Genomic DNA, 8,572 nt, shown 5'->3' with positions numbered 1-8,572 from the left:
AAGCGCGGGGACCCAGGCGGAGGATGCGCTGGAGATGAAGAAAATTTATCAAGGATTTTTACCGGAGTAGTAACCGGGCGCTTTCGCAGGGGGCCCCATCGCAGATGGGGCGGCGCGTTTGCGCCGTACAAGCATTTTTGCGAAGCAAAAATCTTGGCGGACACCGAGCCGCAGCGAGGCGTTTCGGAGCGCAACCGCCGCGCAGCGGCGGCTCTTAGCGCGGAGATGGCGGAATTGATTTCCGCCGAGCATTAAAAAAATAAGGGTCCCCATTCGATGGAACATCGAATGGGAGAAGCGCGGGGACCCAGGCAGAGGACGCTTTGGAGATGAAGCAAATTTATCAGGGCTTTTTAGCCGGGCGCTGATGATACTTTTCCAAGCGGGGCACAGTTGAGGTGACACACCTGCCCCGCGGATTCCATTTAGATGCTTTTGGAGGTTTTATGACCGAGACCAACACACAAAAACCCAAAAACCGGGCGGTACTGGTGGGCCTGTGGGCCTACCGCCTGGAGAGAGAGGAGAATGCCACCGAGGAGTCCATGGAGGAGCTCTCCGACCTGTTGAAAACGGCGGGGGGCGAGTGCGTGGGCACGGTGCTCCAGCAGAAGGACGCCCCCGACCCCCGCACCTTCATCGGCGAGGGCAAGGTGGCGGAGGTCCGGGAGCTGGTCCGGGCCATGGACGCGGACATGGTGATCTTTGACAACAGCCTGTCCCCCTCCCAGCAGCGGGTGCTGGGGGAGGAGCTGAAGGTCCAGGTGCTGGACCGCTCCGCCCTGATTCTGGACATCTTCGCCCAGCGGGCGCGGACCCGGGAGGGCCGCCTCCAGGTGGAGCTGGCCCAGTACAAGTACCTGCTCCCCCGGCTGCTGGGCATGTGGACCCACCTGGAGCGCCAGGAGGGCGCCATCGGCACCCGCGGCCCCGGCGAGACCCAGCTGGAGAGCGACCGGCGGCACATCCACCGTAAAATTGCCAAGCTGGAGTCCGAGCTGAAGGAGGTCCGCCGGGTGCGGGCCACCCAGCGGGAGCGGCGCATCAAGAACGAGGTGCCGGTGGTGGCCATCGTGGGCTACACCAACGCGGGCAAGTCCACCCTGCTGAATAAGCTCACCGGGGCGGCCATCCCCGCCAACAACCGCCTGTTCGACACCCTGGACACCACCACCCGGACCCTGGAGATCTCCGACACCTGCACGGTGCTCCTGTCCGACACGGTGGGCTTTATCCGCAAGCTGCCCCACCACCTGGTGGAGGCCTTCAAGGCCACCCTGGAGGAGTTATCTTTTGCCGACCTGCTTCTCCACGTCATCGACGCCTCCAACCCGGAGTGGCGGGAGCAGGCGGCGGTGGTGGACCAGCTGATTCTGGAGCTGGGAGCGGAAAAGACCCCCCGGCTGGAGATTTTTAACAAGTGCGACCTGTGGACCGGGGAGATCCGGCCCCACGGGGAGAACATCGTGTCCATCTCCGCCAAGACCGGGGAGGGGCTGGACAGGCTGCTCGCCGCCATCGGGGAGCGGCTGGACGCCGGGGCCAAGCGGGTGACCATCCATCTGCCCTACGACAAGGGCGGACTGGTGGAGCGGCTCTATCAGGAGGCCAAGGTGGAGCAGGTGGACTACGGCGAGACCATCGACGTGGTGGCCGTGTGCACCCCCAAGACCATCGGACAGCTGGGCCCCCTGGTGGAGGGCTGGCAGCCCCACAAAGAGCCGTGGGAAGATTAGGAAATGCAGAAGGCAGAATGAGACGGGGGATGAAGCAGGAATGACGCAGTTAGAGACAAAACGCTTATTTTTGCGCCCGTTTCAGGAGAATGACGCGGCGGACCTGTATGAGTACGCCAAGGACCCAAAGGTGGGCCTGCCCGCCGGGTGGCCGCCCCACAGGAGCCTGGAGGAGAGCCGGGAGATCATCCGCACGGTTTTCTCCGCACCCAACACCTTTGCGGTGGTGGACCGGGCCTCCGGGAAGGTGATCGGCTCGGCGGGGTTTACCGGAAAGACCCGGGCGGAGTTCCCCCAGAAGAACGACGAGCTGGGCTATGCCCTGAGCCCGGCGTTCTGGGGGCGGGGGCTCATGCCCGAGGCGGTCTCGGAGCTGCTGCGGTACGCCTTTGGGGAGATGGGGCTGGCCGCCGTGTGGTGCAGCCACTACGCGGACAACCCCCAGTCCCAGAGGGTGATCGAAAAGAGCGGCTTCTCCTTCCGGATGGAGGAGACCGTGGTGGACGGGCCCACCGGGCAGGAAAAGCCCACAAAATTCTATGTTCTCACCCGGGAGATGTGGGAGAGCTGTCCCTGACGGGGGCGGCCAGCTCCCGGCTCCACATCTGTAATCCAAAGGCGTGCTGGGACAGGTGGTCCCCGCAGCGGTCGACCAGCCCGGGAAGGCATTCCGAGGGAAAGCGCGCCAGGGAGGAGGGAGCCTGTGCCGCGGCCAGCCGGCACAGCTCCAGAACCAGGGCGTCCAGAAGAAGGTCGTCCACCATGTCCTGAATCTCCTGATCCCAGTCCATAGAGAAATCATCCATATATATCACCTCATTATGGGGAGTGACTGTTCAAGTCACTCCCTATCTCTATTGGCGATTATATCACTGAGAGCGATATAAGTCGATCGCTTGGAGCTATATATTTCCATGGGCATAGCTGTGAGCTATAATGGACTTGGTGATGAATATGAAGGACTATCGCGAAGTGATCCAGAACAAGCGGAAAAAGTTAGGCTGGAGCCAGTATAAATTAGCGAAAGAAGTGGGAATCGCCCAATCGTTTATGAATGAGATCGAAAAGGGACGGAAGAGCCCATCCCTGGAGGTCTTTTTTCGAATCTGTGAGGCGCTGAACATTCAACTGTTTCCCAATGAGGAAGGGGAATAAACGCAACCAGTCCCGAGTAGGGGAGCCCTCTCCGGCAATCCCGCTCAGGACCGATTTACGAAATCACATGAAAGCGGAGGAACCAAGCTCATGCAGACGTCTGCTGATTTGAAAAATTTACTGGCCCGGATCGACCGGCGGGGCTATCCGGCCTATAAAGACACCCGGGGGGCGTACCAGTTCCCGGGGTATGTGCTGTCCATCGACCATGTCCAGGGGGACCCCTTTGCCGCCCCCTCCAAGCTCAGCATCCATGTGAGCGGAAAGACGGCGGGCTTTCCCCGGGCCCTTTATGAGACCCGGTGCCGCCGTCTGGCCCTCCAGGACGAGCTGACCCGTCAGTTTGGCCGCCGGGCGGCCCAGTTCTCCTTCCAGGCCAAGGGCTCGGGCCAGAGCGGCCTGATCTCGGTCAGCCGCTGCGGGCCGGAGGTGCTGGAGCGCACCGCCTGCCGCCTGGACCCGGAGCGGGGGGACGTGCTGCTGCGCCTGGAGGTGGGCTTTCCGGCCAACGGGCGGACCATCAACGCCCGGGAGCTGGAGAAGATTTTGTTTGACTTCCTGCCCAGGTGCGTGCAGGAGACCCTGTGCTGTTCCGGCCTGGACGGCCGGCGGCTGCGGGCGGTGGCCCAGCTGGCCGACGACCAGCAGTATATCCGCCAAAAGCTCCCGGAGCTGGGGCTGTGCGCCTTTGTGGCGGACGGCAGCATCCTGCCCCGGGAGTCCGGGGTGTCCTCCCGGCCCATGAAGGGGGCGGTGCCCTTCCGCGCCCCCCGGGAGCTGGCGGTGACGCTGGACCTGCCCAACCGGGGGAAGATCACCGGCATGGGAATCCCCAGGGGGATCACCCTGATCGTGGGGGGCGGCTACCACGGGAAGTCCACCCTGCTGAAGGCCCTGGAGCTGGGGGTCTATGACCACGTGGCGGGGGACGGGCGGGAGTATGTCATCACCGACCGCACCGCCGTGAAAATCCGGGCGGAGGATGGCCGGAGCATCCGGCGCACCGACATCTCCATGTTCATCAACGGCCTGCCCAACGGGAAGGACACCGTGTCCTTTGAGACGGAGGACGCCAGCGGCAGCACCTCCCAGGCGGCCAACGTGGCGGAGAGCCTGGAGGCGGGGACCTCCCTGCTGCTCATCGACGAGGACACCAGCGCCACCAACTTTATGATCCGGGACGAGCTGATGCAGCGGGTGATCAGCCGGGACATGGAGCCCATCACCCCCTTCCTGGAGCGGGTCCGGGAGCTGTACGACCGCTGGGGGGTGTCCACCGTCCTGGTGGCGGGGAGCTCCGGCGCCTATTTTCACGCGGCAGACCGGGTGATCCAGATGGACCGGTACGAGCCCCGGGACGTCACCGCCCTGGCCAAGCGGGAGGCGGCGGCCTTCCCCCTCCATGCCGAGGGGCTGGAGCCGGCGGCGGCCCCCAGCTTTGACCGCCGCCCCAGGGCATCCCGGAAATTTGGGGATGGGGGCCGGATCAAGCTCAAATCACTGGGCCGGGACGGGGTCTCCATCGACCGGGAGACCATCGACCTGCGGCATGTGGAGCAGCTGGTGGACGGGGAGCAGACCGCCGCCCTGGGGGAGTGCATGGTGTACGCCCAGCGGAGCCTCCTGGACGGGAAACGGGACCTGCGCCAGGTGGTGGACGAGCTGGAGGCGGTGCTGGACCGGCGGGGCCTGGAGGGCCTGTGCCAGGAACGCTCCGGCGTGCCCTTCCTGGCCCGGCCAAGGCGGCAGGAAATTTTCGCCTGCTTCAACCGGTACCGGGGGCTGGAGCTGTAAGGGCGAATTCCTTTTCGGGATAGAACGGCTCAACGGCAAGCGCCAAAGCGTGGGACCGTATTGGAAAGACGAAAGACCTGGCCGCGGGGAGAACCCGCGCCAGGTCTTTTGCGAGGAAAGCACGTAATAATTTCAGATCCCCGCAGGAACCGGACAGGCTGCTGTCCGGTTCCTGTGGTATAATGGACTCAATTCAAGAGGGGAGGGAGCGGTATGAAGCTGGACCGGCTCATCGGGATTCTGTCCATCCTGCTCCAGCGGGAGCGGGTCACCGCCCCGGAGCTGGCGGAGCGGTTCGAGGTGTCCCGCCGGACCATCCAGCGGGACGTGGAGGCCCTGTGCCGGGCGGGGATTCCCCTGGTCACCGTCCAGGGAGCGGGAGGCGGGATCTCCATTCTGGAGGGCTACCGGGTGGACCGCACCGTCCTCACCGGGCCGGAGATGCAGGACATCCTGGCGGGCCTGCGGAGCCTGGACAGCGTCAGCGGCACCAGCCGCTATGCCCAGCTCATGGAGAAGCTGTCCGCCGGGGCGGGGACGCTGGTTCCGGAGGGGGCGGATACCCTCATCGACCTGTCCTCCTGGTACCGGACCGCCCTGGCCCCCAAGATCGAGGCCATCCGCACCGCCTTGAGGGAACACCGCACGCTTCGGTTTACCTACCACGCCCCCAAGGGGGAGTCGGAGCGGGAGGGGGAGCCCTACTACCTGATGTTCCGCTGGTCCGCCTGGTATGTGTGGGCCTGGTGCCGGGACCGGGGGGACTTCCGCCTGTTCAAGCTCAACCGGATGACGGACCTGACCCTGGGGGAGCCCTTTCAGCCCCGGACGGTCCCTCTGCCCGACCTGGAGCCGGAGCGGGTCTTTCCCGCCGCGTTCCAGGTGACGGTCCTCTTCGACCCCTCCTGTAAGTGGCGGCTGGTGGAGGAGTACGGGGCGGACAGCTTCCAAGCGGAGCCGGACGGACGGCTGCGGTTTGCCTGGGGTTTTCCTGACCGGGACAGCGTGCTGCCCTGGCTGCTCACCTTTGGGGACAGGGCGGAGCTTTTAGAGCCGGCGGAGCTGCGGGAGACCCTGCGGCAGGTGGGGGCGCGGCTGGCCGAGCGTTACGGAGGAGGGGAGTACCATGGCGTCCCATAGAGAATTTGTGGAGTTTATCACGGAACAGCTGCGGGAGGCGGGAGACGTCCGTGCCAGACCCATGTTCGGGGAGTACGGCCTGTACTGCGGCGGGGTTTTCTTTGCGGTGATCTGCGACGATCAGCTGTTTGTGAAGCCCACTCCCCAGGGGGAGGACGCCTTCCCCCGGCTGCCCAAGGAGCCGCCCTATGAGGGGGCGAAGGACTATCTGCTGGCGGAGGACGTGGACGACCGGGAGGGACTGACCCGGCTGGTCCAGGTGACCTGTGAGGCGCTGCGGGCCCAATCAGTCAGAAAAAGGAGAAAATGACTATGCCGTTTGACTATAAAAAGGAGTACAAGGAGTTTTACCTGCCCCCTAAGACGCCCCGGATCGTGGAGGTCCCCGCCATGGACTTTCTCGCCGTGCGGGGCCAGGGGGACCCCAACCAGGAGGGCGGAGCCTACAAGGCGGCCGTCGGCCAGCTGTACGCGGTGGCATACACCATCAAAATGAGCAAGCTGGGCAAGCATCAGCTGGAGGGCTAGGGGGCGTAGACGTTCAGGAGCAGACAGAGCTCCCGGGAGCGGAACGCGATCTGGGCGGCGTAAAAGTTCCGTGCGGACAGGTCCTCATCCAGGGCGAGGACGCGGCCGTACTGGAGCCGGGCGAAGGTGTAGACGAGGGTGCGGAATCCTCCAGGGTCCAGTGGTTCAATCAACAGATCCCGTGGTCCAAAGAAACCGGTGACACCGGGGGTAAAGGACATAGGGTTTCCCCCCTTTTTTCTTTTTGAGAGTTGGGTGTCGGGAGGCAGAGCCTCCCAACTATCGGTGCGCGGCGGATGGGGCCACGGTCATGTAGAGGACCTGTTCCCGCAGGCTCTCCCGCAGCTCCGGGAGAGCCCCGGCGGGCAGGTCCTTTTTTTGCAGGACAATGACACGGCCGTCACGGACCGGCAGGAGCAGGTCCTGGGTCTCAATGACGCACTCGAAGCAGTCGTAGGAGAGCTTCTGGATGGGCTCAGGTCCCTGGTCAAAGTGGAGTGACAGGTCAGAGGGGGAAAAGACGGCCTGAACCGGGGATGAACCATGACCGAATTGCTGTTTTCGGAGCAGGTTTCGGGCCGCCGGATCATAGGGAGAGCGGCCGCCCCGCTTGCGGGTGGCCAGCGCGGCGATCCCCAGGGCGGCGCAGAAAAGTCCGAAGTGCATCAGGTCCCGCAGCTCCTCGGGGCTGCCCAGACTGAGAAAGCAGAGAAAGGACGCCTGGAGCAGGCTGAGCACACCCAGCACAGTCCGCCAGTACCGCCACAGAAACGCGACCCCACCCCCCAGGCAGATGGAGGCCGCGGCGGTGACAGAGAAGGGCATCTCCGGGGGCATCAGTACAATCAGTGTGCCAAAGGCGCCCAGCATCCAGTTCATCAGACCCAGAGCGCGCCGCCGCTTCCGGCGTTTTTGGATGACCCCATAGGAGTCCTGCGGAAGCGGGCAGAGCCTGTCCGACAGGGCCCAGAGCTTGGGGTGTTTTCTTCGGGAGGCCAGCTCTCTCAGCTGTTCCAGAGCGAAGCCCACCTGGGGAACCAGCGCGTCCTGATCCGGCGGGGTGATGGGAATGGAAATTATGTGCTCCAAGGGGAACCCTCCTCTTGATAGCTCCTCAGGGCCGTCTCCCGGGAGGGAGACCAGCCCAGGCGGCAGGAGAGCGTTTTTCCCAATAGGGCGGGAGCCAGCCGCTCCACCCAGGAGATGAGGACCTCCGGCGTGAGGGGGCGGTCCTCCCGCAGAAAGACCACCGCGTAATAGGGCGCGGCCGGCAGAGATTTCCGGTCGAACAGCGTCTCCTTCTCAGAGAGTGGACGATTGCATAGGGCCAGGCTGGGAGCTGGATTCTCATAGTAGAGGGCGCCGATGAAAAATTCCCGCTTCCCGGCCAGGAGCTGTTCCGCCAAATTTAGAAATAGAGGGCGGTCCGGGTGGTCCGGCTCCACAAACGCCTCCGACTCGGCTGAGCAGAACTGCCGGAGAGCGGACAGGTTGTAGAAGTCAAAGGCAAAATAAAACGCCTCCCCGTCCTGGTCAAAGGTAAGGCTGAATTCGGCTCCCTGTGGGACGGAGGGCTCTGCTCCGCCGAACTGATAGACGTTCCACCAATAGTTCCAGTCCCGGATCTGCAGGTAGACGCTGGTGCTGTACCCCATGGGCATACCTCCTATTATATAGCTGTCTGGGTTTCTCTGATATGGGCCACAGTATACCAGAATATTGAGAAATTACTATAAAGCGATATTTAAGGATTGTTTAAGATTTTATAGGGGGAATGGAGATGAGTCTGGAGCATGCTCCAGGCACGTTTCTTTTTTATAAATCAGTTTGAGGGGTGCCTGTTGAAGAGGTGGTGGGCAGAGAGGGGGATGACGATACGGGCCTGTTGCAAAATGCAGTTTTCAGACCCGGAAAGAAAATTTTTGTTTTAAAAAAGTTAGCGACAACCGCCAGTCCGACGGTTCTCGCTAACTTTTTCTTTGGCCTGTTTTTTCAAAATTCTACTTTGCAACAGGCCCGTCAGCTTGTCAAAAAACCGCTGTTGAGTAGAACTCTCCTCAGTTTTGGCGGGGGAGCTCGAGGGGGCGGCAGCCCGCCTCGAGTGGGATCAAATGCCCCGAATGCCTTGCACGGCAAGGCGTTCGGCGAGCGCAGCGAGAACTTTTCCGCCGCTGCGCGGCGGAAAAGTAACGGCATTTTTGCAGGCTGTCGGAAAAGTC

12 protein-coding genes and 1 pseudogene are annotated in these 8,572 nt (G+C 63.0%); 9 read left to right on the top strand and 4 right to left on the bottom strand.

What is annotated here, in order from left to right; all coding sequences use genetic code 11:
- The 3 genes from B5F19_RS17775 to B5F19_RS15935 form a co-directional block, all read left to right on the top strand.
- Positions 1-255 (top strand): hypothetical protein (locus B5F19_RS17775; RefSeq protein ID WP_204248352.1); only part of this gene is annotated, 255 nt, incomplete at its 5' end.
- A 191-nt stretch (positions 256-446) separates the two neighbouring features.
- Positions 447-1,736 (top strand): GTPase HflX, encoded by a 1,290-nt coding sequence (gene hflX / locus B5F19_RS15940; RefSeq protein WP_087292471.1) that lies wholly within the window; start codon positions 447-449, stop codon positions 1,734-1,736.
- A gap of 40 nt (positions 1,737-1,776) precedes the next feature.
- Entirely contained in the window at positions 1,777-2,313 is a 537-nt protein-coding gene (locus B5F19_RS15935) for a GNAT family N-acetyltransferase (RefSeq protein WP_087292468.1), read from the top strand.
- On the opposite strand, the gene B5F19_RS15930 is transcribed toward B5F19_RS15935, so the two are convergent.
- Positions 2,282-2,542, bottom strand: coding sequence for a hypothetical protein (locus B5F19_RS15930; protein ID WP_087292465.1), 261 nt, complete (start codon positions 2,540-2,542; stop codon positions 2,282-2,284). The two genes, B5F19_RS15935 and B5F19_RS15930, sit on opposite strands and share 32 nt — an antisense overlap.
- A 148-nt stretch (positions 2,543-2,690) precedes the next feature.
- On the opposite strand from B5F19_RS15930, the gene B5F19_RS15925 reads away from it, so the two are divergent.
- The 5 genes and pseudogenes from B5F19_RS15925 to B5F19_RS15905 all read left to right on the top strand — a co-directional run.
- A complete protein-coding gene (locus B5F19_RS15925; protein WP_087292474.1) occupies positions 2,691-2,891 on the top strand; it encodes a helix-turn-helix transcriptional regulator in 201 nt (66 codons plus the stop codon).
- Between the two features lie 90 nt (positions 2,892-2,981).
- On the top strand, positions 2,982-4,685 hold the full coding sequence (locus B5F19_RS15920) for an ABC-ATPase domain-containing protein (protein WP_087292462.1): 1,704 nt from the start codon (positions 2,982-2,984) through the stop codon (positions 4,683-4,685).
- A 213-nt stretch (positions 4,686-4,898) separates the two neighbouring features.
- Positions 4,899-5,825, top strand: coding sequence for a YafY family protein (locus B5F19_RS15915; RefSeq protein WP_087292459.1), 927 nt, complete (start codon positions 4,899-4,901; stop codon positions 5,823-5,825).
- Positions 5,812-6,135 (top strand): TfoX/Sxy family protein, encoded by a 324-nt coding sequence (locus B5F19_RS15910; protein WP_087292456.1) that lies wholly within the window; start codon positions 5,812-5,814, stop codon positions 6,133-6,135. Before B5F19_RS15915 ends, B5F19_RS15910 begins: the two co-directional genes overlap by 14 nt.
- A 2-nt stretch (positions 6,136-6,137) precedes the next feature.
- Positions 6,138-6,350: pseudogene (locus tag B5F19_RS15905) on the top strand (transcriptional regulator); the annotation flags it as partial.
- Here the strand turns inward: B5F19_RS15905 and B5F19_RS15900 are convergent.
- From B5F19_RS15900 to B5F19_RS15890, 3 genes are read right to left on the bottom strand one after another with little or no spacing between them, the layout of a single operon-like run.
- Positions 6,350-6,574, bottom strand: a complete 225-nt coding sequence (locus B5F19_RS15900) for a hypothetical protein (RefSeq protein ID WP_087292453.1) — start codon at positions 6,572-6,574, stop codon at positions 6,350-6,352. The pseudogene B5F19_RS15905 and the gene B5F19_RS15900 sit on opposite strands and share 1 nt — an antisense overlap.
- 58 nt (positions 6,575-6,632) lie before the next feature.
- Positions 6,633-7,442 carry a hypothetical protein gene (locus B5F19_RS15895; protein WP_087292450.1) on the bottom strand — a complete coding sequence of 270 codons (810 nt, stop codon included), beginning with the start codon at positions 7,440-7,442 and terminating at the stop codon, positions 6,633-6,635.
- Positions 7,430-8,008 (bottom strand): hypothetical protein, encoded by a 579-nt coding sequence (locus B5F19_RS15890; RefSeq protein ID WP_087292447.1) that lies wholly within the window; start codon positions 8,006-8,008, stop codon positions 7,430-7,432. Before B5F19_RS15890 ends, B5F19_RS15895 begins: the two co-directional genes overlap by 13 nt.
- A 179-nt stretch (positions 8,009-8,187) precedes the next feature.
- On the opposite strand from B5F19_RS15890, the gene B5F19_RS17320 reads away from it, so the two are divergent.
- The coding region (locus tag B5F19_RS17320; RefSeq protein WP_140394268.1) for a hypothetical protein at positions 8,188-8,572 on the top strand (385 nt) is incomplete at its 3' end.

It is taken from the genome of Pseudoflavonifractor sp. An184 (genome assembly GCF_002160305.1).
In the GTDB taxonomy this organism is placed as follows: Bacteria; Bacillota; Clostridia; order Oscillospirales; family Oscillospiraceae; genus Lawsonibacter; species Lawsonibacter pullicola.
Note: the sequence above shows the minus strand (reverse complement) of the source record. Positions and strands in the feature narration are given on the sequence as shown.

What these genes read in the sequence shown, in the direction of transcription:
- B5F19_RS15900 (WP_087292453.1), bottom strand. Translation starts at nt 6,574, where the DNA reads ATGTCCTTTACCCCCGGTGTCACCGGTTTCTTTGGACCACGGGATCTG.
- B5F19_RS15890 (WP_087292447.1), bottom strand. Translation starts at nt 8,008, where the DNA reads ATGGGGTACAGCACCAGCGTCTACCTGCAGATCCGGGACTGGAACTAT.
- B5F19_RS15920 (WP_087292462.1), top strand. Translation starts at nt 2,982, where the DNA reads ATGCAGACGTCTGCTGATTTGAAAAATTTACTGGCCCGGATCGACCGG.
- B5F19_RS15935 (WP_087292468.1), top strand. Translation starts at nt 1,777, where the DNA reads ATGACGCAGTTAGAGACAAAACGCTTATTTTTGCGCCCGTTTCAGGAG.
- B5F19_RS15930 (WP_087292465.1), bottom strand. Translation starts at nt 2,542, where the DNA reads ATGGATGATTTCTCTATGGACTGGGATCAGGAGATTCAGGACATGGTG.
- B5F19_RS15910 (WP_087292456.1), top strand. Translation starts at nt 5,812, where the DNA reads ATGGCGTCCCATAGAGAATTTGTGGAGTTTATCACGGAACAGCTGCGG.
- B5F19_RS15915 (WP_087292459.1), top strand. Translation starts at nt 4,899, where the DNA reads ATGAAGCTGGACCGGCTCATCGGGATTCTGTCCATCCTGCTCCAGCGG.
- B5F19_RS15925 (WP_087292474.1), top strand. Translation starts at nt 2,691, where the DNA reads ATGAAGGACTATCGCGAAGTGATCCAGAACAAGCGGAAAAAGTTAGGC.
- hflX (WP_087292471.1), top strand. Translation starts at nt 447, where the DNA reads ATGACCGAGACCAACACACAAAAACCCAAAAACCGGGCGGTACTGGTG.